Origin of the sequence: Hymenobacter aerilatus (genome assembly GCF_022921095.1) — a bacterium.
Taxonomy (GTDB): domain Bacteria; phylum Bacteroidota; class Bacteroidia; order Cytophagales; family Hymenobacteraceae; genus Hymenobacter; species Hymenobacter aerilatus.
In genome coordinates this window covers 3,168,853-3,195,046 of the sequence record NZ_CP095053.1, presented here as the reverse complement: position 1 = coordinate 3,195,046, position 26,194 = coordinate 3,168,853, and the positions used below count along the sequence as shown (strand labels likewise).

Here is a 26,194-nt window from a genome sequence, read left to right as displayed (position 1 = left end):
AATGAGGTGTATTTTGAGTAGACAAATTACTTCCGTAATCAATATCAGTAACAATCTGTGCCAAACTGACAGCCAAATCCGCTTTGGCAAACTCCTTGCGCCCGAGTGCTTGCCAACTGGCTAAAACTGAGTGAAAAACCCCTTCCGAAGACTATTCCATTCTATGGCTGACGATAAGCAACAACCCCAAGACGACAACTTGACGGCTGATCAAGCCACCACAGCTGGCGAAACGGCAGAAACGGCTCCCGTTGATGAGGCACCAAAAACTGATACGGAACTGGCAGAACTGAAAGATAAGTACCTGCGCTTGGCCGCCGAGTTTGATAACTACAAGCGCCGCACGGCTAAAGAGCGCCAAGAACTGTTCAAAACGGCCAGCCAAGAACTAATGGTGGCGCTGTTGCCCGTAATCGACGACTTTGAGCGGGCCAGCAGCTATACCAAAGATTCTGACGATGTAAACGCCGTGCGCGAGAGCATCGACATCATCTACAACAAGCTGGTGAAAACCCTGCAACAGAAGGGCCTGACACCAATGGAAACCAAAGGCGGTGCGTTCGACCCCGATTTGCATGAGGCCATCACGCAAATTCCGGCCCCCAGCGAGGAGCTGAAAGGCAAGGTAGTGGACGAGGTAGAGAAAGGTTACTACTTGGGCGACAAGGTATTGCGCCACGCCAAAGTAGTACTGGGTCAATAATTGCAGAGCATCTGCAGGCGGCCACGGGCACCGGAGAACTTTCGGGCGGTCCGTGGCTGTTGCGGCAACAAACCGGCGCGTAGTCCGCCCCGGTCAGTGAACGAACTATGGCAACCAAGCGAGATTTTTACGAAATACTGGGCGTCGCAAAAACGGCGTCGGGGGACGAGATTAAGAAGGCCTACCGCAAGGTAGCCATCAAGTATCACCCCGATAAAAACCCCGATGACCCATCGGCCGAGGACAAGTTTAAGGAAGCGGCCGAGGCCTACGAGGTGCTGTCGGACCAAGACAAGCGTGCCCGCTACGACCGGTTTGGGCACCAGGGGGTAGGCGGCGCCAGCGGTGGTGGCCCCAACATGGAGGATATCTTCTCCCAGTTCGGCGATATTTTCGGCGGTGGTGGCTTCGAGGGTTTCTTCGGGGGCGGCCAGCGCGGCGGCGGCCGGCGCGTGAAGAAAGGCTCCAACCTGCGCATTAAGCTGAAACTGGACCTAGAAGAAGTGGCCAATGGCGTCGAGAAGAAAATTAAGGTGAAGCGCTACACGGCCTGCAACACCTGCTCGGGCACCGGCGCCAAAAACGGCACCGACCTGCGTGAGTGCTCTACCTGTCACGGCGAAGGCCAAGTGAAGCGGGTAGTAAATACTATGCTGGGTCAGATGGTAAGTGCCTCTACCTGCCCTACCTGCCACGGCGAGGGCAAGGTGGTAACCAGCAAGTGCGACGTGTGCCACGGCGAAGGCCGCCAGTTGCAGGAGGAAATTATTCCGATCAACATTCCGGCAGGTGTGGCCGAGGGCATGCAGCTCTCCATGGGCGGCAAAGGCAACTTCCCCGAGCGCGGGGGCGTGCCCGGCGACCTGCTGATTCAGATTGAGGAGGAGCCGCACGAGCTGCTGAAGCGCGATGGCAACAACATCATGTTTGAGCAGTACATTTCCTTCGTGGATGCTGCTCTGGGTGCTAACCTGGAAGTGCCGACCATTGAAGGCAAGGTGAAAATCAAGGTAGAGCCAGGCACACAGCCGGGCAAAATCTTGCGCCTGCGCGGCAAAGGCATCAAGGACATCAACGGCTATGGCCGCGGTGACCAGCTGATTCATCTGAATGTGTGGACGCCTAAGAACGTGAACGGCGAGGAGCGCGAGCTGCTCGAAAAGCTGCGCAACGCGCAAAATTTCACGCCCAATCCTGGTAAAAACGAGAAAGGCTTCTTCGAGAAAGTGAAGGAGTACTTCCAGTAAAATCACGGATTAAGCCGGATTTTGCGGATTACACGGATTTTGTGGACGATTGCAAAGCCTGCTTTCCTTTCGAGGGAAGCAGGCTTTTTTGTGTTTAATACATTCTGTGTCTCAGGGCTGAAGCCCTGGGACGCTTGGTTGGCTTTATCTACAAAATATTTTTACACACACCTGTAATGATTGCTAGAGCCTGACGATAAATGCTGTAAATCGTCTGTTATGCTCGCCGCACCGCCCGACTTTCTGGTTTTGTTGAACGAGTACCAGCCACTCCTGCGGCGGGTATGCCGCTTGTACTGCGTCGATGCCGACGACCGGCAGGATTTGTACCAGGAAATAGTGACGCAATTGTGGCAAGCGTGGCCGCGCTACCAGCCCCGGCCCGATGTGAAGCTCAGCACGTGGCTGTACCGGGTGGCACTCAATGTAGCCATCAGCGACTTGCGCCAGCGCACCCGCCGCCCTACCTCCACTCACCTCGACGCGGCCCAACTACCCAATGTGCCCCTACCCCCCGCCGATGGCCCCGATACCGATGATCTGCACCAGCTGTACCGGGCCATCAACTGCCTTTCCGATGTAGACAAAGCGTTTGTGCTGCTCTATCTAGAAGAACGCACCTACGAGGAAATGGCTGATATTCTGGGTATCACGCAAAACAACGTGCGCGTGAAAATGCACCGCGTGCAGGAAAAACTTCGTCAACTCTTAACGCAACCCGCCTGATGGAACTCGATGAGCTACGCCGGCGCTGGCAACAGTCCGCCACTGATATTTCCACTTCTTATAACGCACAAACCTTAGAACAACTGCTCATGAAAACGAAGCAAAACTCGATTGGCCGGATGCGGCGCAATGCCCGGTGGGAGCTGGGGTTCACCTTGGTGCTGCTAGTGGGTAGCACCGTCGGATTCTTCTACGTGAAGAGCCTCGAGACACGAACCATGCTACTGTGGCTTATCCTGATCGGTCTGGTAAGTCTGGTGTCATATCACCGCCACATGCTTAGTGGTATTCAAGAGCTAAGCGGGGTAGGGGCCACCATACACACGCACATAACACAGCGGGTAGCAGGTCTTCGGCAACTACTGCAAGCTTCCTACCGCTCTAGCGTGTGGGTGCTGTGTATCACTTTCGGTATTGTACTCTCCTTTGCGTTATACAAAGCGCTGACCCAGTATTCTGGTCGATTATTACTGATCCAACTCGTGGGGGTAGGAATAAGCTGTATAATAGCCGTGGTGGTTGGCTATTTCGTGCGCCGCGTGGTCCGCCAGGTATTGCAGGACCTCTACGGCCGCCACCTCGACCACTTAGAAGCTACTTTGCGAGAGTTGAATGCTTGAAAGAGAACAGATTGAATAGCAAACCTCCTATATTACGGCGTTAACCTTTCCTCTTTCTATTTGTGCAACCTATACTCGAAGCGCTGAACGTACGCAAGGCCTACGCCCAGCATACTGCACTGGACGGGGTGAGCCTAGCCATTCCGGAAGGCAGCATCTTTGGATTGCTGGGTCCCAACGGTGCCGGCAAAACCTCGCTCATCCGCATCATCACCCAGATTACGGCCGCTGATGAGGGCGAAATACGGTTTCGCGGTCAAAAGCTGAACCCTGAGCACATTGCCCAGATCGGCTACCTACCCGAGGAGCGCGGCCTCTACAAGAAGATGAAGGTAGGCGAGCAGCTGCTGTACCTGGCCCGCCTGCGCGGTCTGAGCCGGGCAGATGCTACGCAGCGTATCAAGAACTGGCTCACACGCTTCGACATCAAGCCCTGGGCCGAGAAAAACGTGGAAGACCTCAGCAAAGGCATGCAGCAAAAGGTGCAGTTCATTGCCACGGTGCTGCACGAGCCCAGCCTAATCATCCTCGATGAGCCCTTCTCCGGCTTCGATCCTATCAACGCTAACCTAATTAAAGACGAGATTTTAGAGCTGCGCCAGCGTGGAGCCACTATTATTTTCTCTACCCACCGCATGGAGTCGGTAGAAGAAATGTGTGATAGCATTGCCCTGATCAACCGCTCGCGCAAGGTGCTGGACGGTACCGTGACGGACATCCGCGACGCGTTCAAAACCCAGACCTACGTGGTGGAAGGTAAGGGCCGCCTGATGGTACTGCACCCCGACTTTGAGGTGCTGGAGCACAAAGAGCGCGAAAACGGCTTTTTCCAGGACCGCATCCGACTACACGCCGGCACAACCCCCAACGACTTGCTGCGCTACCTCATCGGCAACGTGGAGGTGCACGCCTTCCGGGAGCAGATTCCGAGCATCAACGAAATCTTTATCCGGCGGGTGCGCGAAACAATGCCCGAAACGCTGGTGGAACTGGAAGAAAGTAGCAACTAATTTACTGTCAATAGAATGGAATCGAAATTTTGGTTGGTTGCGCAACGCGAGTACCTAACGCGCGTCCGTAAAAAGAGCTTTCTGATCCTGACGCTGCTGGTGCCGGTGTTGTTTGCGGGTTTTGGCTTTCTGATAGCCAAGGTAGCTATGGCGGATAACGACGAAATTGACGTGGTACGGGTACTGGACCAAAGCCCAGCCCAGTTGGGTAGCCGCCTGAAATCAACGGCGCGGCTACAGTTTATCCCGGTGCAGGGGCCGCTGGAGCAAGCTAAGAGCGCATACCGCAAATCGGACGATGGTGGGCTGCTCTACCTGCCGGCTACCATCACGCCGGAGCAAAACACGGGCATTCAGCTCTACGCCAAAGGGAACGTGAGCCTGCGCAAGCAAAAGGCCGTGGAAGATGCGCTGGATAAAATACTGGCCGAGGAAAAGCTGCGCGGGGCTGGTTTGTCGCAGGAAAAGCTGGATGCGCTCCGATCTTCAGTAGATGTAGCCAGCATCAATCTGGATGAAGAAGGCAAGGAGAAAAGTAGCAACGCGCTAGCCACTTCGGGTATTTCCTACGCCCTAGCCCTGCTGATCTACATGTTCATCTTCATCTACGGCGTGCAGATCATGCGTGGGGTAGGAGAGGAAAAGTCGAGCCGGATAATGGAGGTAATGCTGTCGTCGGTGAAGCCGTTTCAGCTGATGATGGGCAAGATTGTGGGCATTGCGGCCGTGGGTCTCACGCAGTTCTTGTTGTGGGGCGTGCTCTCGTGGGGTATCTCAGTAGGGGTAGGGTCGATAGTGCTGGACAAGTTTGCGCCGCCCAAAACGGAGGTAGCGGCCACCAGCACACAGGCCACCGCAGGTAGCACTGCCACTACTGCTACCCCGGCAGCCGCACCATCCGACGATAGCCAAGCCGCCATGCAGCAGGCTACAACGGGGCGCCTGGGCGTTTTCAAGGTGCTGGCCGATCTGCCTCTTGGTACCATTCTGTTTGGGTTTGTGGCGTATTTCCTGGGCGGCTACCTATTATATGGAGCGCTGTTTGGGGCCATCGGCGCGGCTGTAGACGACCAGACGGACACCCAGCAGTTCATGTTTCCTATCACCATGCCCTTGATTTTGAGCTACATCATCGGCGTATCCGTGATTCTGCGCAATCCCGATGGACCAGTAGCTTTCTGGATGTCCATGATTCCGTTTACCTCGCCTATTGCCATGGTCATTCGCCTACCCTTTGGGGTGCCGGCGTGGCAGCTGGCCCTGTCGCTGCTGTTACTGGTGGTGGGCTTCGTTGGTACAGTATGGGTAGGGGCGCGCATCTACCGGGTAGGCGTGCTGATGTACGGCAAGAAAATAACCTACCGCGAGTTGTCGAAGTGGATGTTCTATAAAGGGTAGGAAACACTGCGCTTCCTGCGTTTCTCTCCGCGTCCTCTGCGGGCTAAATCGTTGTTATGGTTTAGCCCGCAGAGGACGCAGTGTTTTCGTGGAGGATACAGAGGAGGGCGTATCTTTGAGTTATGCGCTTCTTACTCTTCTTATTGCTACTCGTTGCACCGGCTGTACATGCCCAGGACAAGCCCGCCTACCGTCTGTTTACGGCTGCCGGCAAGCCCGCCAACTATGATAAAATGCTAGCACAGCTGGCTACAGCCGATGTGGTACTGTTTGGCGAACAGCACAACGACCCCATTGCGCACTGGCTGGAGTTGCAAGTAGCCCGCGACCTGGCCCAGCGCAAGCAAGGCCAGCTAGTGCTGGGCTTCGAGATGTTTGAGCGCGACGTAGAGCCGCTAGTGCAACAATACAACACTGGCGAGCTAACTGACCAAGCCTTCGAGGCCGACAGCCGCCCATGGCCTAACTACGCTACCGACTATAAGCCCCTACTACAACTGGCTCGCCAGCAAAAGTTGCGCATCGTGGGTACCAATGTGCCCCGCCGCTATGCCTCGCAGGTGGCTAAAGGTAGCCTTTCCGCCCTCGATGCTCTACCCTCCGCCGAAAAAGCCTGGCTGGCGCCCCTACCCATCACCGTCGATTTTGAGCTGCCAGGCTACAAGAACATGCAGGCCATGTTTGGAGGCGATGCGGCCCACAGCGCGGGCGTGCAGAACATCATTCAGGCCCAGGCCCTCAAAGATGCTACCATGGCTTATTTCATTCGGCAGAGCCGGCAGCCGGGCCAAACAGTGTTGCACTTCAACGGCAGCTACCACTCCGATAACCACGATGGCATTGTGTGGTACCTGCGCCAAGCAGAGCCGCAGCTAAAAATTCTGACTATCTCCACCGTATCGCAGGAGCAGTTGCAAAAGCTCGACAAAGACAACCGCCAAAAAGCCGACTACGTGGTAGTAGTGCCCACTGATATGACAAAGACGTATTGAGCAAGTAGCAAAGAAGCTATGCGGTACATAATACTATCGAAGCTGCCGGCTTAGGTAGAAAAAGCAAAGCCCCTCGTTACACGTAGTAACGAGGGGCCGCAGTATAAAAAGGCAACCGGTTACGCCGAGAACGACGAGCCGCAGCCACAAGTGCTCTTGGCCTGAGGGTTGTTAAACACAAAGCCGCGGGCGTTCAAACCGTCCTGAAAGTCGACTTCCATACCCATCACATACATGGCATGCTTTTTATCCATGATGAGCAGCACGCCATCCAGATCGAAGGTTTCGTCGGCATCCTTGGCTTTGTCGAAGCCCAGCAGGTAGCTTAAGCCCGAGCAGCCGCCGCCCTGCACGCCCACGCGCAGGCCATACTCAGTCGGCACATTTTTATCGCGGAGAATAGTACGAACCTCTTCCAGGGCGCGAGGAGTGAGGCTGATGGGAGCAAGCTTGGTCGAAACAGCAGTAGCCATAAGACAGAGATAAATCGGAGTAGAAGGCAAAGATACACACTGCCGCGCAGAGTCCTATTTGCGCGTAGTGCATCAAGTTATAGTATAACACGTTACTATCCCCTACGGTTCACCGTATATCTTTGCGGCCCCTTACGGGCACGCTCCTTTTCCATCTTCCTTTCCCTCTCACGCATGGGTGCCGGCCGGCGCCTACCTCTTGTATGGATACTACCGCTTACATTTTTGACCTACTAAAGATTATTCTACCTGCCCTACTGGTAGCAGGCTCTATCTTTTATCTGGTGCAGCAATACTTCGAAAAAGAGCAACAGCGCCGCTTGATAGAGCTGCGCTTGCAAAGCGGTAAGGAAGTGCTGCCTGTGCGCTTGCAAGCCTACGAGCGAATAGTGCTGTTTTTGGAGCGCATCACGCCCAGCAACCTGCTGGTACGCCTGAGCAGCGCCGGCCAGTCGGCCCCCGACTACCACCGGTTGCTGCTCCAGGAAATCCGCGCTGAGTACGAGCACAATCTTTCCCAGCAGCTCTATATGAGCCCCGATGCATGGCAGCAGGTAAAGCAGGCTAAGGAAAACGTGCTCACCATGATTAACAAGGCCTACCACGGGTTGCCCCAACCCCAGCAAGCGCGCGGCACGGAGTTGGCCAAGCGCGTGCTCGAAACCGTCATTGCCGACGAGGTAGACCCCACCACCCAGGCGCTGAACGTGGTAAAACACGAGGCGATAGGGCTGTTTTAGAGCAAGAAGGGAAAAACGTCATGTTTCGACAAGCGGACGCCAGATGAAGCATGACGTTTTTCTTATACAGGTCATCGAGTATTAGCTGCCTATAGCTAGTTGTCGTAAATACGCTGCTGAGTACCGTAGCCGGCTACCGTACCAGCTAAACAACTCCCCATCAACCAGCCGTACAGTAGCAGTGGGGCACAGAATGCGAAACTCTTCCAGGTGCTTTTCCCGGAAGGGGTAGGGCTCCGAGGAAAGCAGAATCTGCTGGGGCTGCGCGGCGGCTAGTTGGGCAGGGGTAATTTTGGGGTAGCGCTGCTGCCCAGCAAATATGTTCACGAATCCAGCTCGACGCAGTATATCATCAATAAACGTATTGGCAGCGGCCACCATATAGGGCTTGCGCCAGATGAAGTAGGCGGTAGGCAGCGGTGGCTGCGTAGCTGATAATGAAGCAAAGGAATTCTCAATCTCAGTAGCCAGCGCAGTGGCGCGGGCAGCGGTGCCCGTGAGCAGCCCCACCTGTCGAATCATGGTAAGTGCGTCGAACAGCGTAGCAATATCACTGATCCAGACAGGGTAGGATGCAGCCAGTTCCTCTATGCCTTCCCGATAGTTCTCTTCCTTATTCCCAAGAATCAGGTCAGGCTGCAAAGCTGCAATCTTCTCAAAATCGAAATTTTTGGTGCCCCCGATAACCACGGCCGATTGCCGCGCTTCGGGTGGGTGAATGCAAAACTTCGTAACGCCGACCACTCGCTCACTTAGGCCTAAATCAAATAACAACTCCGTCTGCGAAGGCACCAGCGATACAATGCGTTGCGGCGGAAACGGTACCACCACGCGCCGACCTAGCTGATCGGTAACTGTGAGGGGTAGGGAATGTATAGTGGGAAGCTGCATAAGCAAGACGGGCTGCCGTTCTACGTTTAGGTAGAATGGCAGCCCATTGTATGAAAGAGAACGGTGGAGGTTATTTGAAATACCGGAAATCGTGGCCGTCTTCGATGCGTAACACGGTTTCGTAGATCAGCTTGATGACGTTCTCCACGTCGTCTTTGTGCACGGTCTCCACCGTGGTGTGCATATACTTGAGGGGTAGAGAGATAAGCGCCGAAGCTACACCCATACCCGCGTAAGCAAAGGCATCGGTGTCGGTACCCGTGGCGCGGGTAGCAGCGGCTCGCTGAAATGGGATTTCAGCTTTTTGTGCCGTTTCGATAATCAAGTCACGCAGGTTGTTTTGCACAGCTGGGCCATAAATAACCACTGGCCCGCGGCCGCAGAACAGGTCGCCAGACGTTTTCTTCTCGTACATCGGCGACTGCGTGTCGTGCGTTACATCGGTGATGATAGCCACATCGGGTTGCAGGCGGTGGGCAATCATCTCGGCCCCACGCAGCCCAATTTCCTCTTGCACCGAGTTTACAATGTACAAGCCAAAGGGTAGGGTTTTGCCTTCTTCTTTCAGGCGGCGAGCCACTTCGGCAATCATGAAGCCGCCCACGCGGTTGTCGAGTGCCCGGCCCACGTAGTACTTGTCGTTCATCACCATGAACTCGTCCTCAAACGTGACGACCGAACCCACATGAATGCCCATGGCCTCCACTTCTTCCTTACTCGACGCACCGCAGTCGAGGTACACGGTTTCCATGGTAGGCGCTTTGTCCTGCTCTACCTTGCGCACGTGGATGGCCGGCCAGCCGAACACAGCCTTCACAATGCCCTTGGCCGTATGGATATTCACGCGCTTGCTGGGTGCCACCAGCGGGTCGGAACCACCGTTTTTGCGCAAGTACAGATAGCCTGATTCGGTGATGAAATTAACGAAGTAGCTGATTTCGTCGGCGTGGGCCTCAATGACCACTTTGTATTTGGCTTCGGGGTTGATGATGCCGACCACCGTACCGTAAGTGTCAATCAGGTAGTCATCTACATAAGGCCGCACGTAATCAAGCCACAGTTTCTGGCCTTCCTTTTCGAAGCCAGTAGGAGAAGCGTTGTTGAGGTATTTCTGAAGAAAATCGAAAGATTCGGGACGCATAAAGGATGATATGTTCCGCACAGTGTATACGTAGAGAGGAAAGAAACAGCACAAGGGTAGAAGGTAGAAGACACTGTGCGACGTCCTTTACTTCCTACAATCGTGCGAGAATATCAGAGTGGAATATTGCCGTGCTTCTTACGTGGTAACTGGTCTACTTTGTTTTCGAGCATCTTAAACGCTCGTATCAGTTTCTGACGGGTTTGGGAGGGTAGGATTACTTCATCCACAAAGCCCCGATGCGCGGCGCGGTAGGGGGTGGCAAACTTCTGCTGGTAATCGTCTACCTTCTCCTGCAGCTTGGCTTCGGGGTTTTCAGCCTCAGCAATTTCGCGGCGAAAGATAATTTCGGCAGCTCCCTTGGCGCCCATCACCGCAATTTCGGCGGTAGGCCAAGCGTAATTTAGGTCGGCGCCGATGTGCTTGCTGTTCATCACATCGTAGGCACCGCCGTAGGCTTTACGCGTAATTACCGTCACGCGGGGCACGGTGGCTTCGCAGAAAGCGTATAGCAACTTGGCGCCGTTGGTAATGATGCCACGCCATTCCTGATCAGTGCCGGGTAGGAAACCGGGCACGTCTTCCAGCACCAGCAGCGGAATATTAAACGCGTCGCAGAACCGCACGAAGCGGGCGGCTTTGGTAGAGGCATTGATGTCGAGTACGCCTGCCAGCACGGCTGGCTGGTTGCCCACAATACCAATACTGCGGCCTGCCAACCGGGCGAAGCCTACCACAATATTCTCAGCAAAATTCTGGTGCACCTCCAAGAAGGAATCCGTGTCTACGATACCCTCAATCACCTCCCGAATGTCGTAGGGCTGATTGGGGTTGTCGGGGATAATTGTGTCCAGAGTAGGGCGCTGCTCGTCGGCTGGGGTGTAGGGTAGGGCTGGCGCGGTTTCCTCGCAGTTTTGCGGCATGTAGCTCAACAACTGTTTGAGCTGTTGAATGCAGGCTACCTCATTGGGAGCCGTGAAATGCGTCACGCCGCTTTTGGTGGAGTGCGTGCTGGCGCCGCCCAACTCCTCGCTGGTCACGGTTTCGTGGGTCACGGTTTTCACCACGTTGGGGCCAGTCACAAACATGTAGCTCGTGTCCTCCACCATCAGGATAAAATCCGTAATGGCTGGCGAATACACCGCGCCACCCGCGCACGGCCCCATCACTGCCGACAATTGGGGCACTACCCCCGAGGCCAGCGTATTTTTGTAGAAGATATCGGCGTAGCCGCCCAAGCTCACTACCCCCTCCTGAATGCGCGCCCCGCCCGAGTCGTTCAGTCCAATAACGGGCGCACCGTTCTTCATGGCCAAGTCCATAATCTTCACAATTTTCTCGGCATGAGTCTCACTCAACGAGCCACCAAACACTGTGAAGTCCTGAGAAAAAACGTACACCAGGCGGCCATGCACGGTGCCGTAACCCGTCACCACGCCGTCGCCGAGATAGTACTCCTTATCCAGCCCGAAGTCCTTGGCGCGGTGCATCACAAACTTCCCGATTTCCTCGAAAGAGCCTTCGTCGAGCAACAAATCCAGCCGTTCGCGGGCCGTCAGCTTGCCTTTTTTGTGTTGGGCATCAATGCGAGCCTGACCACCACCGAGCAACGCCTCAGCGTTTTTGGCGGCCAGAATTTCCAACTTCGTAAGATGAACGTTTGCGTGCGGATCAGCCATGTGGGGTGGGGTGGGGTGAGGGTGAACTTCAAAGGTAAGGTAGGAAACAAAAAAAGCCGCACCAGAATTTGGGGTGGCTTCATGGCAGTGATAAATACTGCGCAACTAGTTAACGGACATAGGATAAAATAAAAGGCAGCCAGCCTCCTAATGGAAACTGGCTGCCTTTCACGATAGGATTTACTTACTTATCCTTCTTATCCGAAGCGTCGTCCGGGGCCGGAGTTTCTTCCGGGCGTTCGTCGCTGGCCAAATCGGGGGCTTCATCACTCTTGCTAACAGCGAAAGTCAACTCTTCAGCGCCTTCCGTGTAATCAGCCGTGATAACGTCGCCGTGGGCGATTTGTGCCTTCAGGATTTCCTCTGCAATCGGATCTTCGATATACTTCTGAATAGCCCGGTTCAGCGGACGAGCGCCAAACTTCGGATCGTAGCCTTTTTCAGCCACAAAATCCTTAGCGGCTTCGGTTAGCTCCACGCGGTAGCCCAACGACTGAATACGCGACAGCAACTTCGACAGCGAAATGTCGATGATCTGGTGGATGTCTTTTTTCTCCAAAGAGTTGAAGACAATCACGTCGTCCAAACGGTTGAGGAACTCCGGCGAGAACGTCTTACGCAGGGCGTTGGTGATAGTACCCTTCGTAATCTCGTCCAGGTTCTCGGTGCGGGCTTTTGTGCCGAAGCCAATACCGACCCCGAAGTCAGCCAAATCACGTGCCCCGATGTTCGAGGTCATAATGATGATGGTGTTCCGGAAGTCTACCTTGCGGCCCAACCCGTCGGTCAGGATACCGTCGTCCAGTACCTGCAACAGCAGGTTGTATACGTCGGGGTGCGCTTTCTCAATCTCGTCGAGCAGTACGACCGAGTATGGCTTGCGGCGGATTTTCTCCGTCAGCTGACCGCCCTCTTCGTACCCCACGTAGCCGGGAGGCGCGCCCACCAGGCGCGATACGCTGAATTTCTCCATGTATTCCGACATGTCGATGCGCACCAGCGACTCTTCCTTGTCGAAGAGGTAGTTCGCCAGCACTTTCGCCAGTTCGGTCTTACCTACACCAGTTGGGCCAAGGAACACGAACGAGCCAATTGGCTTTTTCGGATCTTTCAAGCCTACACGGGTACGCTGAATAGCTTTCACAAGCTGGGCAATAGCCTTGTCTTGGCCGATTACCTTGCCTTTTAGCTCCTCACCCATGTTGAGCAGCTTAGCGCTTTCGTTCTGGGCCACGCGCGAAACGGGGATGCCGGTCATCATAGCAATAACCTCGGCCACGTTCTCCTCTTTCACGGTGTAGCGCTTCTTCTTGGTCTCCTCTTCCCAGTCCTTTTTGGCCTGCTCGAGTTGATCAATCAGCTTCTTCTCCGTGTCGCGGAGCTTAGCGGCTTCCTCGTATTTCTGCGACTTCACCACGCGGTTTTTCTCGACTTTGATATTCTCAATCTGCTCTTCGAGCTTGAGAATATCCTCGGGCACCACGATGTTGTTGATGTGCACGCGGGCACCAGCTTCGTCCAGAATGTCGATGGCCTTGTCGGGTAGGAAACGGTCCGACATGTAGCGGTCCGACAACTTCACACACTGCTCAATGGCCTTATCAGTGTACACCACGTGGTGGTGGTCCTGATACTTGTCCTTGATGTTGTGCAGGATTTCGATGGTTTCCTCGGGCGTGGTAGGATCTACCATTACCATCTGGAAACGACGGGCCAAGGCACCATCCTTCTCGATGTACTGACGGTACTCGTCGAGGGTAGTGGCACCAATGCATTGAATTTCGCCACGGGCCAAGGCCGGCTTGAACATGTTGCTGGCATCCAGCGAGCCCGAAGCTCCACCGGCACCTACAATCGTGTGCAGCTCGTCAATGAACAGAATTACGTCGGGCGACTTCTCCAGCTCGTTCATCACGGCCTTCATGCGCTCCTCAAACTGACCACGGTATTTGGTACCAGCTACCAGCGAAGCCAGATCCAGCGTCACCACGCGCTTGTTGAACAGCACGCGCGACACTTTTTTCTGGATGATGCGTAGGGCCAGGCCTTCAGCAATGGCAGTTTTACCAACACCAGGCTCACCAATCAGGATCGGGTTGTTCTTCTTGCGGCGCGACAGAATTTGAGCAACGCGCTCAATCTCTTTCTCGCGACCTACAATTGGGTCGAGTTTGTCTTCTTCGGCGAGTTTGGTCAGGTCGCGGCCGAAGTTGTCGAGCACAGGCGTGCGCGACTTCTCGTTGCCTTTCTTGGGGGTAGCACCGGAGCCGCCGCGGCCCTGGCCACCGCCAAACAGCCGGTCGTTGTCGTCGTCGTCGGCCTCAGGGCCGTTGGTGGGGTTGTTGCTCGCGGCACCGTGGTAGTCCAGCGAGTCACGTACAGATTCGTAGTTCACGTTGAATTTGCTGAGAATCTGAGAAGAGATGTTGTCCTCATCGCGCAAGATCGACAGGAGCAGGTGCTCGGTGCCGATAATCTCACTTTTGAAGATTTTCGCCTCCAGATAGGTGATTTTAAGGACTTTTTCAGTCTGTTTCGTCAGCGGGATAGAGCCGGTAATGCTCGTGCCCTGCGTAGCCGTATTACGGGTAGCTTGTTCCAGGGCATACTTTAGCTCCTCCACCGAGACACCCAATTTCTTGAGCAGCCCAATGGCGGTGCCTTCCCCTTCGCGAATCATGCCCAGCAATAAGTGTTCGGTACCGATATAATCGTGACCGAGCCGGATGGCTTCTTCCCGGCTCAGGGAAATCACTTCCTTGACTCGGTTTGAGAATTTAGCTTCCATGCAGATAAGTAATAAAGAAAAACGGAACCCCGCAAGCCCACGAGTAAGATCAGGGCACGGATTAGGCCGATTGTACCTGAAAACAGATAAGCTCGGGCGAAGGTTCTACTAGCCGTAATTGGCCTTACGTAAGAAAGGCGCCGGCGGCCGGACCTTGCATAAACAACAGGTCCAGGATACTTAGATTGGGTACAAATTGTACGCCAAAGGTCTGGGGGTAGGCACGGCCCGACGTCCTGTCAGGTTGGTCTGCCACAGCGGCTTTTGGCGTAAGCCAGTCCCGGCGGTCAAGCAGTGGTTGGCTGGGTGAATTTCCCCTTTGAGAAGGGTAGGAAGAAACGTACGACTGTGTGAATTCTACGTGAGGCCGTAGGCGCAGGCATCGCAAGTACAAACGCAGCAGCTGTGTGTTTAGGTCAAAAAGTAGGGTAGGGCGTTGATAGTAAATGTCGTGCAGATAGTCGGCGTAGTATTCAAAATACGGCGTGCCACCATAGGCGGTTTGCAGGGTGCGCCAGTGTTGGTGTACCCAGTTCTGCCGGTAGTCTATTTCAATGGATGAGGTGGCTATTTTCTCACTCCTGTTGCCGTCTACTACCGGCACGGTAAGCGGCTTCACGCCTTGAGCCGTCAGGATCAGGCAGCGGTTGCGGTAGGTTTGTTTGCGGTAGTGGTCGTGGGCTTCGAGCAGCAAGGTGTCCTGCCCAACTAGCTCGGCAAAGAAAGCAACGGGCGGATTGTACTGCGACTCGAAAATGACCACGGGCGAACTGGCTAACTTGTTGAGTAAGGTAGGGCACGAAGCCTTCAGGTTTTCTTGTTCAACAATTCAACCAGCCTTGAACCCGCTACCTTTACCCGCCAATCTGACACGATGCGACTTCTCCTTAGCTTCTTTCTGGTGCTTTTGACGGCTACCGTGCAAGCCGCCGCCCCACAATTGCTGCTCGACGTAGCTCAGTTTCGCAACGAGGACCGCGTAGTGAAAGGCTCCGTAGTAGAGTTGTACGCCACCGTGCCGGGTACTGGCCTCACGTACCTGCGGCGGGCGCCCAAAACGTTTCAGGCGGCGGCCGTGCTCACACTGGAAATCCTGAAAGCCGACGGAAAGCCCGCTTACCAGGAAACCGTAACGCTGAAACCACCTGTGCTCAGCGACACCACCGCCGCCATCAAAAATCCCATCAGCTTTCAGAAGCGCGTGGCCCTACCCGATGGCCAGTACACAGTGCGTGCCCGCCTGCGCGACCAGTACAAAGCAAGCAATGCAACCACGGTAGACCAATCGCTCACACTGAAATCAGACGGCAAAGCGGCTTATCTGAGCGATATTGTGCTACTGGCGCGGCCCGCGGCAAAGTCGGGGGCGCAGGATAATTTTGCACGAGGCGGCTTGCGGTTGTCGCGGGCGCCGGGAGGCTATTATGGACGCGGCACTGCCCAGATTTTCTTCTATGCTGAGTTGTACCAAGCACCTGCTGGGCAGCCGCTAAAGGTGCGCTACCGTATTGCCTCCGACGAGGGCGGCGCCGCCGAAGCTGAAACCACGCTTGAGCAGGCGGCGCAAGGCAAGCCTACCACCATTGTAGGCGAGCTGCCGCTTGGCCCGCTTCCCAGCGGCCAATACGTTTTCACCATTGAAATCCGCGACGCGAAAAATCAGTTGCTTACCACGCAAAGCACCGTGCTGACCCGCGATATGGAAGAGTACGCGCCCGCTGGCGCCACCAACTAACACATGCCTCCCTCTACCCCCGCCAAACCCTACCCTTGGTACCTGCGTCCCGTCAATTGGCTGCTGATTGGGTTGTCCCGGCTGCCCTTACCGGTGCTGTATTTTTTCGCCGACGGTATCTACCTATTACTAGCCTACGGGATTCGCTATCGTTGGCGCGTTATCACAGAGAACATTCGAAATTCGTTTCCGGAGAAAACGGAGGCTGAGGTAGCCGCTACGGGCCGTGCGTTTTACCGACACTTTGCGCAGGTGATTGTGGAGATTCTAAAGCTGCGCACCATCTCGGCGGCGGAGCTGGGTAGGCGGGTGCGCTTCACCAATCCTGAGCTGATTGAACCGTTGTTTGCAGCTGGCCGCACTGTCCTCACATTGGGCTCGCACGCAGGCAACTGGGAGTGGATTTTGTCAGGAGCGGCAGTGCGGTTTCCGGGTAGGGCCGATGGGGTGTATAAACCCCTAAGCAGCCCGTTTTTTGAGAGCTTCATGTATGAGCTGCGCACCCGCAGTGGGGCAGTACTGGTGCCCATGCGCAACACGCTGCGTTACTTGCTAAGCACCCGCGGCGAAGGTCGCTCGCTCAGCCTGCTTACTGACCAGGCCGCTGGTCCCCGCGACAGCCCCTACTGGACCACTTTCCTGCACCAGGATACCAGCTTCTACACCAGCGCCGACCGCTTAGCTCCGCAGCTGCAAGCGCCCGTATTCTACGTCAGCATCCAGCGCGTGCGGCGCGGTTACTACAACATCACCATTACGCTACTCTACGACGGCTACGCGCCCATCGAAAAGGGTTCATACCCCATTGCCGAGGCTTTTGCCCGTTTGCTGGAGCGCGATATTCAGGCCGCGCCTGCACAGTATCTATGGTCACACCGCCGTTGGAAACATAAGCGGTAAGCTGATGAGTTAGAAAAAAGGCGTGTCATCCTTCGCAGCGAAGGATGACACGCCTTTTTTCTAACTCATCAGCTTACAAATACTGTTCAATGTCGCCGGCGCCCTGGCGGATGATGTCGAAATCCTCATTGGTGCAGTCGACGACGGTACTGGCTACGTTGTTGCCGAAGCCGCCGTCAATCACGAGGTCTACCAAAGAGCGGTATTTCTCATACAGTAGATCGGGGTCGGTGGTGTATTCGAGAAGCTCATCGTCGTCACGGATAGAGGTAGAGACGATGGGGTTGCCCAACTCGCGCACCAGGCTGGTGCAAATCTGGTTGTCGGGCACACGAATGCCCACGGTTTTGCGCTTTACGCCGCCATAGCGCGGGGCCTGTGGGCTAGCCTCAAAAATAAAGGTGAACGGACCGGGTAGGGCTTTTTTCAGCACCTTATACATGGGCGTGGTGATGCCGTGGGCATAATCGGTAATATGTGACAAATCGGCACATATAAACGACAGATTGGCCTTCTCGGGGTGAATGCCTTTAATGCGGCAGAGCTTTTCCACGGCTTTGGCGTTGTGAATGTCGCAGCCCAGACCGTAGATGGTATCCGTAGGATAAATAATGACCCCACCTTTGCGCAGCACTTCCACAGCTTGCAGCAGGCGGTTTTGGGGTGGATTATCAGGATGAATGCGAAGCAACGTAGCAGCCATAGGAAAGCAGAAGAATTGAGTTGAAATGAATGCTACCCCACGCAATGGGGTAGAAGCAAGGTAGCAGACAAAGCAATAGGGCGCTTGTTTGCTTGAGATGCCAGCTGTAATGAGCCGGACATATCTTCCTAATACATCCTAGCTGGCCCGAAAGTTTTACGGGTAACGAACCCCCGCCGGATGTTAGCGCGGCAGAACTCGTACTTTTGGGGTGGCTATTCTTGGTGTGCCCTTCTGAGTGGCGCCGAAGAGGATGGTCGGACAGTATCTTCCTTCTCAACCTGTTGCCCGCCGCATGGCTACCCCATCTAATACTCCTCCCCCTAGCATCCTGGAGCGCCGCGATAAGGCCCTCAAACGTCGCAAACGCATTGGTACCTTGGTGGCGCTGGCGGGCGTGCTGTTTGTGAGCTTCTCGTACTATTTCTACCAGATTTTCTACACCGCCAACGTAGAAACCAAAGGTCGGCCTACCTACGTGCTCATCCGCCGCGGCGAGCCATATAAGGCCGTGCTCGATAGCATCTACGCCACCGGCGCCATTGTGGATAAGCTTTCGTTTGCCTTCGTGGCCAAGCTGATGAAGTATCCTGATCTAGTGAAACCCGGCCGCTACGAGCTGAAAGACGGCTACACCAACCGCCAGCTGGTATCGGACTTGCGCGCTGGGCGGCAGTCACCTCTCAAGCTCACGTTCCAGAATATCCGGCTGCGGGAGGACCTGGCCCGCAAGCTCAGCCACAGCATCGACGCGCGACCGGGACAATTCGATTCGCTGCTGAGTAGCCCTAGCTACACCAAGAGCCTAGGGTTTGACACCACGACGATTCTAACGATGTTCATCCCGAACACGTACGAGCTGTACTGGAACTCCTCGGCCGACAACCTCATGCAGCGCATGAAGAAGGAATACGAGAAGTTCTGGACGCCCGCCCGCGACGCCAAGCGTCAGAAGCTGGGCCTCACGCGCGCCCAGGTGAGCACGCTAGCCAGCATTGTGGAGGCCGAGCAGCAGCAGCACGCCGATGAGCGCCCTCGCGTGGCGGGAGTGTACCTCAACCGCCTCCAGCGCGGCATGAAGCTGCAAGCCGACCCCACCGTGGTGTACGCCAATGGCGACTTCGGCATCAAGCGCGTGCTGAACGTGCATTTGCAGAAAGATTCGCCCTACAACACCTACAAGTACAACGGCCTACCCCCCGGTCCCATCAACCTGCCCAGCATCGCCAGCATTGATGCCGTGCTGAACCCTGAGGACCACAACTATCTCTATTTCTGCGCCAAGGAAGACTTCAGCGGCTACCATGCCTTTGCTACCAACGAGGCCGCGCACCTAGTAAACGCCCGCCGCTATCAGGCTGCGTTGACGAGGTCAGGGATTATGAAATGAGTTGATGTGTTGATGATTGATGTGTCAATGTGCCAATAGATAGTAACATATAGCATCTTTTTCAATCAACACATTATCACATCAATCATCAGCACACCAACCCATGTACTCTCACGATACCTACATTCGCGTGCGCTACGCCGAGACGGACCAAATGGGGTACGTCTACCACGGCAACTATGCGGCCTATTTTGAGGTGGCGCGCACCGAGGCATTCCGGCAGCTAGGCATTAGCTACAAGACCATGGAGGCTGAGGGGGTAGGGATGCCCGTGGGCGAGCTACGCACCCGCTTCCGCCGTCCCGCCCGCTACGACGACCTGCTAACCGTACGCATGCTGCTGCGCCAGCCCGCCGAGGGTACGCGCATTCTGTTTGAGTACGAAATCTACAACGAGGCGCAAGAGCTGCTTACCGAAGGCCATACGCTCATGGTGTTCGTGAATATGAGCACCGGCCGACCCGTGCCCATCCCGGCGGCTATTCAGCAAAAACTGCTGCCCTACTTCACCGACGACGAAACGGCCGGTCCCCTCACACCACCCAAAGCACCTGCCTCGGAGGCACCTGCCCCAGCCGCTTTCCTGAAAAAAGAGTAGAAGAAGGGTAGGGGCCAAGGTCGGGAACGGAATCTGTTCGGTCTGGGCCGGGTTATGCACCAACTCATTACTCACCAGCTTACCACTCACCGCATGCGTCTACCCGTCCGTCGATACCACCTCTCCGACATCCGTCAGCGCCGCAGCTACCGCCGCCTGATGGTGTGGCTGAAGCGCCTGCGCTTCGCGGGGGGTAGGGCGTCGGTGTACGACGTGATGGACCGCATGATTCAGGAGTCGAGGATGGATAGCATCACCAAGCGCGCCAGTTACATGGCGTTCAACCTGACCATTGCCATCTTCCCCACCATCATCTTCCTGTTCACGCTGATACCGTACATTCCGGTGCCCAACCTGAACGTGGACATTCTGCAGTTCATCGGCGACCTGATGCCCAGGGAGATGTACGCCGCTACCGCTAGCACCATCAACGACATCGTGACGATTCAGCATGGGGGCTTGCTGTCGTTTGGTTTTGCCACGGCGCTGGTGCTCAGCTCCAACGGCATTATGGCCCTGCTCGACGCGTTCGAGAAAAAATATCCGTCGTTTAAGCGACGTACCTACGTGCGCAAACGTGTGATTGCCACCTTGCTGACGGTGGTGCTGTCGGTGCTGCTACTGGTGGCCATCACAAGTATCTTCTTCGGTACCTACATCATCGATTGGTTGGTTTTCAACGAGATAGTATCCGAAACCTTTACTGGGCAGCTAATTACCATTGTGAAGTACGGCTCCGTTACGGGTCTTTCGCTGATGATTACCTGCCTAATTTACTACTATGTGCCACCTGTGCACAACAAGTGGCCGTTTGTGTCGGCGGGGGCGGTGGTGGCCACGGTGCTGATCTTTCTCGTGTCGTTTCTGTTCATTCTCTACGTCAAGATTTTCGATAGCTACAACCATTTCTACGGCTCCATTGGCACGCTCATCGGCCTCATGGTGTGGCTGGATTTTGTGTGCATGACCCTAATTCTGGGCTTTGAGGTGAACGTGAGCATCGACGCTGTAACGGGTCGCTTGCGCAATGGCAAAGAAGCCACCGCGCCCCGCCGCCTGCACCTACCCGGCCGGACCAGCAAAGTGGCGGTATCGAGCTAACTAATTCAGCATCAATAAATAATTTGCATCGGTAGGCCAACGGCGTAAAAAAAAAGCGAAAAAAACGTGTGGTAGTCTTGCGTACGCTACCCTGGCCTACTACTTTTGTCGTCCCAAACCCACTCGTTTGGACCTTAGAGAGGTGGCAGAGTGGTCGAATGCGACGGATTCGAAATCCGTTATACCGGCAACGGTATCGGGGGTTCGAATCCCCCCCTCTCTGCAAAGGCCCTTCATTGCTGCTGAAGGAATCCTTTTTTGCTGGCAGCAACTAGTTAGAGGAGTGGCAGAGTGGTCGATTGCGGCGGTCTTGAAAACCGTTGAGGGTTAAACCTCCGGGGGTTCGAATCCCTCCTCCTCTGCATAAAAGCCCCGTTTCCGAGTTGGAGACGGGGCTTTTGCTTTTAGGATGTCGTTGTTACAGCACTACTGATAAACAGAAGGCCTGCATCAGCTGATGCGGGCCTTTTACTTACGCTGGAATAAGTTCTGGTTCAGCCGTTTCATTGGGGATTTTATATGGATCTATATGCTTGCATATATACTTACAGCAAAAGCACGCGCTACTTGCAACCGCAAGCCTTGCACTCTTCTAGCGTATTGAAGGGGACTATCCCACCGCAGCCACCCCACGTGAATGGCTTACACTTTTTCTCCCGCTGGTCGAAATAGTAGCGCACGAAAGCGGCGTTGCAAATGCCCGCATCTGGCACGAGTAGACAGAGAGGAGTAGGTTCAATAACCACTTCGGGTTTGGGTTCTGGATCCGTATCCTTTTGGCTGCAGGTAGCAGAGGATAGTAGGGCTGTGGCAGAGAGTAGTAGTAGAGTCTTTTTCATACCACTACGATTCTCCTGGGTCAGTAATCGTTGCATCACACAACGAACATCGATAGGGCAGCTTCTAAAAACTCTTTGTACAAAGCTTTTTTAGGCTACAAAATGGACTTATTGTGGGAAATAAACGAAGGCTTTGCATCAAGATAGCAGCCGTGCTTGGTGGGCAATGCTGATCAGCTTAGGCGCATTTTTGAGGGTAGCCAGCACCAGTTCTTTGGTGGCTTGCTTTAGTTCGTCTTTGCTGATGTCGCGGGTCTCTTCGCGCACCAAGTCGGTGATGGTCTGGAAGGAGTGTGTGAGCACGCGCCGGCGCGGGCGTTCTGCCTTCAGCTCTGCAAATGCTATGGTCATGTGGGCCTGAATTTTCAGGCGGCGCGTATGAAACACCGATTCCTGGGCTACTTGTGGCTGAATGGCCTGTAGCAGCGTTACCAACGGTACCAACCTAGTGGCGGTAGCTGTTATTGCCCGGTCCAGCCGACGTGGGGATGTGGGCACACCTAGCTCATGCTCGGTGCCGGTCGGTAAGGCAAGGGGTAGGGGGCAGTCGTTGGGTATCGAATCGGGGGTAAGCATTGCGTAAAAGCACAACGTAGGGTAGGAGCCGAATATACTGGAAACGGCGCGGTATAGCTACTGCATTAGGGGTCATATACATAAGCAAGCCCCGCTTCCGGTTGAGAAGCGGGGCTTGTTGATAGAAACAGGGTAGGCGCTTGCTACTCGGCGTGCACGTAAGGCGCCGTTAGGCGGCTGATGGGGCGGTAGTTCACGAACTCAACTTCCGGCGCTAAATAGCTGGCGCGCACGGGTTCTTCGCGCAGCAGATCGGTGCTCAGGTACTTCTTGTTGCTGTCGCAGAGTAGAGTAACCACCGTAGCGTCTGGACCCAGCTCAGCGGCCAAGCGGATGGCTCCACTCACGTTGGCACCCGATGAGATGCCCACGGCCAGCCCGAGTTGCTGGGCCAGCTTTTGGGCCAGTAGAATAGCGTCGCCGTCGGAGGCCTGCACCACAGCGTCGAGCTGATCGAGCCGAACAATGGCGGGAATGAATTCGTCGCTGATGCCCTGGATGCGGTGGGCTCCTACTTTGTAGCCCGTGGTGAGGGTAGGCGACTCGGCCGGCTCCAATGGATGAATGCGCACCGCAGGAAACTGCCGCCGTAAGTAATGCCCTACCCCCATTACGGTGCCACCCGTGCCTACACCTGCCACAAACGCCGTAGGCTGCCGACCGATGCTGGCCAGTTGCGCCGCAATTTCGGGGCCGGTGGTGCGGGCGTGAGCTTCGCAGTTGTACTGGTTTTCGAACTGACGGGTAAGGAACACGGTGTGGTCGGCAGCAGCCATTTCTTCGGCCAGTCGAATGCTACCCAGAAAGCCTCCCTGCTCCTTGCTTACCAGCGTTACCTCGGCCCCTAGACTACGGATAATATCTACCCGCTCCCGACTTAGCCAGTTAGGCATCAGAATACGAACGGGATGCCCCAGAGCTTTCCCGATGGCGGCAAACGCAATACCAGTGTTGCCGGAAGTGGCCTCCACAATGGTGTCGCCGGGCCGTATTTTGCCTTGGATATAAGCCTGTTGCAGGATATACAGCGCCATGCGGTCCTTGAGGCTGCCCGTCAGGTTATAGTGCTCGCACTTCACGAAAATCTGCCCCGTCTGACCCCGGTAACGGTAGTGCAGCGCCAGCATGGGCGTATTGCCGACTAAATGCCAGAGGTGGGCAAACTTTTCGCGCAGCTCGTCAGACAACAAACAGGCAGGCTCGGCGGGAGAGGGTGAAATCATGCGAAGGGTGGATAGGTGAAAGGGGGTAGGACCAAAGGCTGATTGCTAATGGACTACTTATTGGCAAACAGCGTTGCAAGCTTGGCTTGCAACTCTTCGCCGCGCAGGTTCTTCGCAATAACTTTTCCCTGCGGATCAATCAGGAAATTTTGCGGCACGGCGCTGATACCGTAGTCGACGGCAACCTGGTTTTTCCAGCCTTGCAGGTCCGATACGTGCGTCCAGGTGAGGCCGTCGGCCTGAATGGCTTTTTGCCACGCCTCCTTCTTGCTGTCCAGCGACACACCCAGCACATCAAAGCCTTTGTCGCGATATTGGTTGTAGAGCGCTACCACGTTAGGATTCTCCTTGCGGCAGGGGCCGCACCAGCTGGCCCAGAAATCCACTAACACATACTTGCCGCGGAAATCACTCAATTTCACCATCTTACCGTTGGGGTCGGCTTGGGTGAAGGTAGGCATGCTACCCACGGCCGATTTGGCGTCTACCATTATGTATTTCTGGATGCTTTTGCCTGCCAGCGAGGCTTTGGCTGCGGGGCCGAGCTGCTTGTACAGCTTCTCAGCCTCCGTTACGTCCGGGAAATCCACGAAGCGCCACTGTACCACGGCCGCCGCCGCCGCCGAGTTGGGGTGCGCCTGCACAAAGGCCTCCGTGATTTGCTTGGTTTCGTTGCTCAGCTCCGCAAAGCGGGCATCGGCTTCTTTGCGGGTGGCAGGGTCAGCTTCCTTGGCACCGGCAGGGGTAGCCTTGGCCAACATCTCATACACGGTGCCGGCCTTTTGCGTAATCTGCTTCCACTGCTTGTTGTAGATGTCGTAGTCCTGCTGCGTGGCCGAACCCGTTACCACAATGTCGGCTTTGGCGTCGGCGGGTAACTGCACCGTCATGGGTTTGTTTTCGATGAACATGCCCACGTAGCGCTTCAGTGCAGGCACCTGAAGGCCACTCCAGGTAGGCTCGCCTACCTGACCCTTAAACGTGAAGTGGTTGTTTTTCACCACTGTCGAGTCTTTGGTGGTGGTGGCACCGTAGCGGGTGAGGTAAATTTTGGTGGCGTCGGGCGCCGTCAGATCACCTTGCAGCACGAAACCGCTAGGAGCAGTAGCGGGGCGCGCAGCCGGAGCCGCTTTCTTCTGCGCCAAGGCGGCGCTGGCAGTTAGCAAGGTGGCGCTAAGTAGCAGGACTGGAGTTTTCAGAGAATACATACAGAAAGAAGTTAGAGAGTAGTTGAAAAGGAAAGCAGCCCAGGTAGCCATTCGAGCACGAAATGCGACGAGGTTTAGCTGTTAATAACCAGCATTTTGTGTCAGATTAGGGTTGGCAAGCAGTTGTGGGTTCGGGATGGGCCACACGGCATCGTTGGGGTCCCAGGGCTGGCCTTTCACGGCGGGTAGCACCGCGGCGGCCCTACCCGTCCGAATCAGGTCAAACCAACGGTGACCCCACTCGGCGAACAGCTCACGCAGACGCTCGTTTTCCACTGCCAACAACAGGTCGTTACTGCTGAGAGTAGCGGCCAGCGGTGTAGCCGATGCCCGCGCCCGCACAGCGTTTAGGTCGGCCACGGCGTCGGCGCTTTTTCCCTGCCGCGCCCGCGCCTCAGCCCGAATCAGGTATTGCTCGGCTAGGCGCAGCACCTGGCTGTGCTCGGTGGCGGCGGCGCCGCCCGTCGTGGCTACGCGCTGCTTGTACTTGAAGGGGTAGCGGTAGGTGGTACCGGCCAGAGTGTAGGAGTTGGTCCAGGTGCTGCGGCGCACATCGTTTTCGACGAAGGCAGCGTACACTTGGTTGGTGAGCAGGTAGGTGGCCGTGGGGGCTACCGTGAGACTAGCCGGAATAAAATACTGTCCCTCGTAGGTGTTGGCCGAGATAGAACCGCCTCGGCGCAATTGCCAGATAGCTTCCTGACTGCCCGCTAAAAATGTAGTAGCCGGCGCTACCAACTGATACACAGAAGTTTGGTTGATAACGGCCGTGGCCTGCGCTTCGGCGGCAGCCCAATTTTGCTGGTAGAGGTACACGCGTGCCAGCAAGGCCGTGGCGGCAGCCTGGTTTACCCGCGTCCGCTCGTTGGCAACAGGGTAGGCGGGCACCAGCAGCTTCTGCGCTTCCAGCAAGTCAGCAAGCACCTGGGCGTATACTTCGGTTTTGGGCGTGCGGCCCAACTGGCCGGCCACCCGATAATCGGTGGTGAGCACCAGGGGTACGTCGCCGAACAGATTGGCGAGGTGGAAGTACAGAAACGCCCGGAGAAACCGCGCCTCACCTAGCAGCTGGTTGCGTAGGGCCGGCGTCACGGTAGTGTTATTCTGCAAGCCGTCTACAATGGTATTCAGCTGGTAGATAGACGTGTAGGTCTGGCCCCAGAAGAAGTCTACGGTGCCATTCACCGGGCTGACGTTATTCAGGCGGTACTGGTCGTACTGGGCATTGGCGTAGGTTAGCTCGTCGGCAGCCAGTCCCAGAAAGGTAGAAAGGCCAGCGTTGTTAGTGATGCCGGAAGTGCCGGTGCTGTTCAGCCCCGAATACACGCCCAGCATAGCACCGGTGGCCGAGGCATCGGTGGTGAAGACAGTAGCGGCGTCTACCTGAGTAGGCGGCGGCCCCACGTCCAGAAAACTCTCGCAACTAGTAGTGGCAAGCAGTAAAACGATGGCAGCGGGCAGCAGGCGAGCAGAAAAGCGGGTATAGAATTTCATCGTGGCAAGTCAAGCAAAG

25 protein-coding genes and 2 tRNA genes are annotated in these 26,194 nt (G+C 55.6%); 15 read left to right on the top strand and 12 right to left on the bottom strand.

Features of this window, described 5'->3' with window-relative positions; all coding sequences use genetic code 11:
• Window positions 1-163: 163 nt before the first annotated feature.
• From MUN82_RS13340 to MUN82_RS13310, 7 genes are all read left to right on the top strand, one after another.
• Window positions 164-703, top strand: a complete 540-nt coding sequence (locus MUN82_RS13340; protein WP_245091155.1) for a nucleotide exchange factor GrpE — start codon at window positions 164-166, stop codon at window positions 701-703.
• Window positions 704-810: 107 nt separating this feature from the next.
• Window positions 811-1,950 carry a molecular chaperone DnaJ gene (gene dnaJ / locus MUN82_RS13335; RefSeq protein ID WP_245091153.1) on the top strand — a complete coding sequence of 380 codons (1,140 nt, stop codon included), beginning with the start codon at window positions 811-813 and terminating at the stop codon, window positions 1,948-1,950.
• Window positions 1,951-2,169: 219 nt separating this feature from the next.
• On the top strand, window positions 2,170-2,676 hold the full coding sequence (locus tag MUN82_RS13330; protein ID WP_245091152.1) for an RNA polymerase sigma factor: 507 nt from the start codon (window positions 2,170-2,172) through the stop codon (window positions 2,674-2,676).
• A gap of 89 nt (window positions 2,677-2,765) precedes the next feature.
• Window positions 2,766-3,296: a hypothetical protein gene (locus tag MUN82_RS13325; protein WP_245091151.1), complete on the top strand. Its 531-nt coding sequence runs from the start codon at window positions 2,766-2,768 to the stop codon at window positions 3,294-3,296.
• A 62-nt stretch (window positions 3,297-3,358) separates the two neighbouring features.
• Entirely contained in the window at window positions 3,359-4,306 is a 948-nt protein-coding gene (locus MUN82_RS13320; RefSeq protein WP_245091150.1) for an ABC transporter ATP-binding protein, read from the top strand.
• A gap of 15 nt (window positions 4,307-4,321) precedes the next feature.
• A complete protein-coding gene (locus MUN82_RS13315; RefSeq protein ID WP_245091149.1) occupies window positions 4,322-5,704 on the top strand; it encodes an ABC transporter permease in 1,383 nt (460 codons plus the stop codon).
• Between the two features lie 122 nt (window positions 5,705-5,826).
• Window positions 5,827-6,696, top strand: a complete 870-nt coding sequence (locus MUN82_RS13310) for a ChaN family lipoprotein (protein WP_245091148.1) — start codon at window positions 5,827-5,829, stop codon at window positions 6,694-6,696.
• Between the two features lie 119 nt (window positions 6,697-6,815).
• On the opposite strand, the gene MUN82_RS13305 is transcribed toward MUN82_RS13310, so the two are convergent.
• Entirely contained in the window at window positions 6,816-7,169 is a 354-nt protein-coding gene (locus tag MUN82_RS13305; RefSeq protein ID WP_187319956.1) for a HesB/IscA family protein, read from the bottom strand.
• Between the two features lie 203 nt (window positions 7,170-7,372).
• Here MUN82_RS13305 and MUN82_RS13300 point away from each other — a divergent pair, with 203 nt between their 5' ends.
• Window positions 7,373-7,909: a DUF7935 family protein gene (locus MUN82_RS13300; RefSeq protein ID WP_245091147.1), complete on the top strand. Its 537-nt coding sequence runs from the start codon at window positions 7,373-7,375 to the stop codon at window positions 7,907-7,909.
• Window positions 7,910-7,990: 81 nt separating this feature from the next.
• Here the strand turns inward: MUN82_RS13300 and MUN82_RS13295 are convergent, their stop codons facing one another.
• The 5 genes from MUN82_RS13295 to MUN82_RS13275 form a co-directional block, all read right to left on the bottom strand.
• Window positions 7,991-8,800 (bottom strand): helical backbone metal receptor, encoded by an 810-nt coding sequence (locus tag MUN82_RS13295; protein WP_245091145.1) that lies wholly within the window; start codon window positions 8,798-8,800, stop codon window positions 7,991-7,993.
• Between the two features lie 70 nt (window positions 8,801-8,870).
• Window positions 8,871-9,941 (bottom strand): M42 family metallopeptidase, encoded by a 1,071-nt coding sequence (locus tag MUN82_RS13290; protein WP_245091143.1) that lies wholly within the window; start codon window positions 9,939-9,941, stop codon window positions 8,871-8,873.
• A 113-nt stretch (window positions 9,942-10,054) separates the two neighbouring features.
• A complete protein-coding gene (locus tag MUN82_RS13285) occupies window positions 10,055-11,620 on the bottom strand; it encodes an acyl-CoA carboxylase subunit beta (protein WP_245091141.1) in 1,566 nt (521 codons plus the stop codon).
• A gap of 184 nt (window positions 11,621-11,804) precedes the next feature.
• Window positions 11,805-14,408 carry an ATP-dependent Clp protease ATP-binding subunit gene (locus MUN82_RS13280; protein WP_245091139.1) on the bottom strand — a complete coding sequence of 868 codons (2,604 nt, stop codon included), beginning with the start codon at window positions 14,406-14,408 and terminating at the stop codon, window positions 11,805-11,807.
• Between the two features lie 124 nt (window positions 14,409-14,532).
• Window positions 14,533-15,171 carry a WbqC family protein gene (locus MUN82_RS13275; RefSeq protein ID WP_245091137.1) on the bottom strand — a complete coding sequence of 213 codons (639 nt, stop codon included), beginning with the start codon at window positions 15,169-15,171 and terminating at the stop codon, window positions 14,533-14,535.
• 111 nt (window positions 15,172-15,282) lie between these two features.
• Between MUN82_RS13275 and MUN82_RS13270 the strand changes: the two genes are divergently transcribed.
• Window positions 15,283-16,143 (top strand): hypothetical protein, encoded by an 861-nt coding sequence (locus MUN82_RS13270; RefSeq protein WP_245091135.1) that lies wholly within the window; start codon window positions 15,283-15,285, stop codon window positions 16,141-16,143.
• A gap of 3 nt (window positions 16,144-16,146) precedes the next feature.
• Window positions 16,147-17,043, top strand: a complete 897-nt coding sequence (locus tag MUN82_RS13265) for a lysophospholipid acyltransferase family protein (RefSeq protein ID WP_245091133.1) — start codon at window positions 16,147-16,149, stop codon at window positions 17,041-17,043.
• A 73-nt stretch (window positions 17,044-17,116) separates the two neighbouring features.
• Here the strand turns inward: MUN82_RS13265 and MUN82_RS13260 are convergent, their stop codons facing one another.
• Window positions 17,117-17,746, bottom strand: a complete 630-nt coding sequence (locus tag MUN82_RS13260; RefSeq protein ID WP_245091131.1) for an L-threonylcarbamoyladenylate synthase — start codon at window positions 17,744-17,746, stop codon at window positions 17,117-17,119.
• A 295-nt stretch (window positions 17,747-18,041) separates the two neighbouring features.
• On the opposite strand from MUN82_RS13260, the gene mltG reads away from it, so the two are divergent.
• The 5 genes from mltG to MUN82_RS13235 all read left to right on the top strand — a co-directional run bounded on the left by mltG (window position 18,042) and on the right by MUN82_RS13235 (window position 21,197).
• A complete protein-coding gene (gene mltG, locus MUN82_RS13255) occupies window positions 18,042-19,136 on the top strand; it encodes an endolytic transglycosylase MltG (RefSeq protein WP_245091129.1) in 1,095 nt (364 codons plus the stop codon).
• A gap of 103 nt (window positions 19,137-19,239) precedes the next feature.
• Window positions 19,240-19,734, top strand: a complete 495-nt coding sequence (locus tag MUN82_RS13250) for an acyl-CoA thioesterase (RefSeq protein WP_245091127.1) — start codon at window positions 19,240-19,242, stop codon at window positions 19,732-19,734.
• Window positions 19,735-19,827: 93 nt separating this feature from the next.
• The gene (locus MUN82_RS13245) at window positions 19,828-20,835 is read left to right on the top strand and encodes a YihY/virulence factor BrkB family protein (protein ID WP_245091125.1); all 1,008 of its coding nucleotides are present in this window, start codon (window positions 19,828-19,830) and stop codon (window positions 20,833-20,835) included.
• A 136-nt stretch (window positions 20,836-20,971) separates the two neighbouring features.
• Window positions 20,972-21,058 (top strand) — tRNA-Ser (locus MUN82_RS13240).
• A 54-nt stretch (window positions 21,059-21,112) separates the two neighbouring features.
• Window positions 21,113-21,197 (top strand) — tRNA-Ser (locus tag MUN82_RS13235).
• A gap of 201 nt (window positions 21,198-21,398) precedes the next feature.
• On the opposite strand, the gene MUN82_RS13230 is transcribed toward MUN82_RS13235, so the two are convergent.
• The 5 genes from MUN82_RS13230 to MUN82_RS13210 all read right to left on the bottom strand — a co-directional run bounded on the left by MUN82_RS13230 (window position 21,399) and on the right by MUN82_RS13210 (window position 26,175).
• Window positions 21,399-21,674: a BPTI/Kunitz domain-containing protein gene (locus tag MUN82_RS13230; protein WP_245091123.1), complete on the bottom strand. Its 276-nt coding sequence runs from the start codon at window positions 21,672-21,674 to the stop codon at window positions 21,399-21,401.
• 138 nt (window positions 21,675-21,812) lie between these two features.
• Window positions 21,813-22,250, bottom strand: coding sequence for a hypothetical protein (locus MUN82_RS13225; RefSeq protein ID WP_245091121.1), 438 nt, complete (start codon window positions 22,248-22,250; stop codon window positions 21,813-21,815).
• A 143-nt stretch (window positions 22,251-22,393) separates the two neighbouring features.
• Complete coding sequence (locus MUN82_RS13220; RefSeq protein WP_245091119.1) at window positions 22,394-23,473, bottom strand: PLP-dependent cysteine synthase family protein; 1,080 nt, start codon at window positions 23,471-23,473, stop codon at window positions 22,394-22,396.
• Between the two features lie 53 nt (window positions 23,474-23,526).
• Window positions 23,527-24,681 (bottom strand): TlpA disulfide reductase family protein, encoded by a 1,155-nt coding sequence (locus tag MUN82_RS13215; protein ID WP_245091117.1) that lies wholly within the window; start codon window positions 24,679-24,681, stop codon window positions 23,527-23,529.
• A gap of 81 nt (window positions 24,682-24,762) precedes the next feature.
• Window positions 24,763-26,175 (bottom strand): RagB/SusD family nutrient uptake outer membrane protein, encoded by a 1,413-nt coding sequence (locus tag MUN82_RS13210; RefSeq protein ID WP_245091115.1) that lies wholly within the window; start codon window positions 26,173-26,175, stop codon window positions 24,763-24,765.
• Between the last annotated feature and the right edge of the window lie 19 nt (window positions 26,176-26,194).

Bases quoted from the DNA above. Each gene is read 5' to 3' on its own strand.
- MUN82_RS13300 (WP_245091147.1), top strand. From the start codon at position 7,373: ATGGATACTACCGCTTACATTTTTGACCTACTAAAGATTATTCTACCT.
- MUN82_RS13305 (WP_187319956.1), bottom strand. From the start codon at position 7,169: ATGGCTACTGCTGTTTCGACCAAGCTTGCTCCCATCAGCCTCACTCCT.
- mltG (WP_245091129.1), top strand. From the start codon at position 18,042: ATGGCTACCCCATCTAATACTCCTCCCCCTAGCATCCTGGAGCGCCGC.
- MUN82_RS13210 (WP_245091115.1), bottom strand. From the start codon at position 26,175: ATGAAATTCTATACCCGCTTTTCTGCTCGCCTGCTGCCCGCTGCCATC.
- MUN82_RS13325 (WP_245091151.1), top strand. From the start codon at position 2,766: ATGAAAACGAAGCAAAACTCGATTGGCCGGATGCGGCGCAATGCCCGG.
- MUN82_RS13265 (WP_245091133.1), top strand. From the start codon at position 16,147: ATGCCTCCCTCTACCCCCGCCAAACCCTACCCTTGGTACCTGCGTCCC.
- dnaJ (WP_245091153.1), top strand. From the start codon at position 811: ATGGCAACCAAGCGAGATTTTTACGAAATACTGGGCGTCGCAAAAACG.
- MUN82_RS13285 (WP_245091141.1), bottom strand. From the start codon at position 11,620: ATGGCTGATCCGCACGCAAACGTTCATCTTACGAAGTTGGAAATTCTG.
- MUN82_RS13290 (WP_245091143.1), bottom strand. From the start codon at position 9,941: ATGCGTCCCGAATCTTTCGATTTTCTTCAGAAATACCTCAACAACGCT.
- MUN82_RS13250 (WP_245091127.1), top strand. From the start codon at position 19,240: ATGTACTCTCACGATACCTACATTCGCGTGCGCTACGCCGAGACGGAC.
- MUN82_RS13225 (WP_245091121.1), bottom strand. From the start codon at position 22,250: ATGCTTACCCCCGATTCGATACCCAACGACTGCCCCCTACCCCTTGCC.
- MUN82_RS13280 (WP_245091139.1), bottom strand. From the start codon at position 14,408: ATGGAAGCTAAATTCTCAAACCGAGTCAAGGAAGTGATTTCCCTGAGC.
- MUN82_RS13310 (WP_245091148.1), top strand. From the start codon at position 5,827: ATGCGCTTCTTACTCTTCTTATTGCTACTCGTTGCACCGGCTGTACAT.
- MUN82_RS13315 (WP_245091149.1), top strand. From the start codon at position 4,322: ATGGAATCGAAATTTTGGTTGGTTGCGCAACGCGAGTACCTAACGCGC.
- MUN82_RS13260 (WP_245091131.1), bottom strand. From the start codon at position 17,746: ATGGCTGCTACGTTGCTTCGCATTCATCCTGATAATCCACCCCAAAAC.
- MUN82_RS13220 (WP_245091119.1), bottom strand. From the start codon at position 23,473: ATGATTTCACCCTCTCCCGCCGAGCCTGCCTGTTTGTTGTCTGACGAG.
- MUN82_RS13270 (WP_245091135.1), top strand. From the start codon at position 15,283: ATGCGACTTCTCCTTAGCTTCTTTCTGGTGCTTTTGACGGCTACCGTG.
- MUN82_RS13295 (WP_245091145.1), bottom strand. From the start codon at position 8,800: ATGCAGCTTCCCACTATACATTCCCTACCCCTCACAGTTACCGATCAG.
- MUN82_RS13230 (WP_245091123.1), bottom strand. From the start codon at position 21,674: ATGAAAAAGACTCTACTACTACTCTCTGCCACAGCCCTACTATCCTCT.
- MUN82_RS13245 (WP_245091125.1), top strand. From the start codon at position 19,828: ATGCGTCTACCCGTCCGTCGATACCACCTCTCCGACATCCGTCAGCGC.
- MUN82_RS13330 (WP_245091152.1), top strand. From the start codon at position 2,170: ATGCTCGCCGCACCGCCCGACTTTCTGGTTTTGTTGAACGAGTACCAG.
- MUN82_RS13215 (WP_245091117.1), bottom strand. From the start codon at position 24,681: ATGTATTCTCTGAAAACTCCAGTCCTGCTACTTAGCGCCACCTTGCTA.
- MUN82_RS13340 (WP_245091155.1), top strand. From the start codon at position 164: ATGGCTGACGATAAGCAACAACCCCAAGACGACAACTTGACGGCTGAT.